1 protein-coding gene is annotated in these 631 nt (G+C 72.7%); it reads left to right on the plus strand.

Going from position 1 to position 631, the window contains the following annotated elements:
* Window positions 1–385: 385 nt before the first annotated feature.
* On the plus strand, window positions 386–631 hold a 246-nt coding region (locus G3I71_RS45530), incomplete at its 3' end, for a hypothetical protein (RefSeq protein ID WP_203733033.1).

Here is a 631-nt window from a genome sequence, read left to right on the forward strand (position 1 = left end):
CGACATGAGAGATCTCCTTCAAAGGTGGTGACGGACCCGCCCCGCGAAGGGGCGTGCCCCGGGGCCCCGTCGGGACCCGCGCAAGTGTTTCGTTCCGTACGGCCGGTCCGGCTTGGCCCGGCCCCGGTCATTCCCTCGCACGAGTGACTCCGTGGGCCAAGTGCGTCCCACCACGGGGGAGTCCCCGGACGGGCGCCCGTCCCGTCAGTCCCCGAGATGGACTTCGAGGGCGGTGCGCACGGCTGAGCCGTCGACGTGCCCCTGACCTGCGGGTGACCGCACGGCGGGTTCACCCGGACGCGCGGCCGGTTGGGCCCGGGGGCCCGGTCGGCGCGGTGGCACCTGCGGCATATTGGCGCGCAAGCCACCGAAGGGACCCCCTCACGTGACCGTCTTCCTCGTCGTCGGGGGCCTCGGCCTCGTCGTCCTGCTCGCGTCGCTCGTCTTCGGCGACGTGTTCGAGTCGATCGGCGTCGGCGAGGGCGGGTTCTCCGGCATCGCCGCCGGCGTGGGCTCGGTGGTCTTCGGCGCGAGCGGCGTCATCGTGCTCAACTCCCACCTCGCGACCGTGTGGGCGTACGTGATCGGCGTGGGCTTCGCGATCGTCGCCGAGGCGCTCGCCGAGCTGCTC

Source organism: Streptomyces sp. SID12501, from assembly GCF_010550245.1.
In the GTDB taxonomy this organism is placed as follows: domain Bacteria; phylum Actinomycetota; class Actinomycetes; order Streptomycetales; family Streptomycetaceae; genus Streptomyces.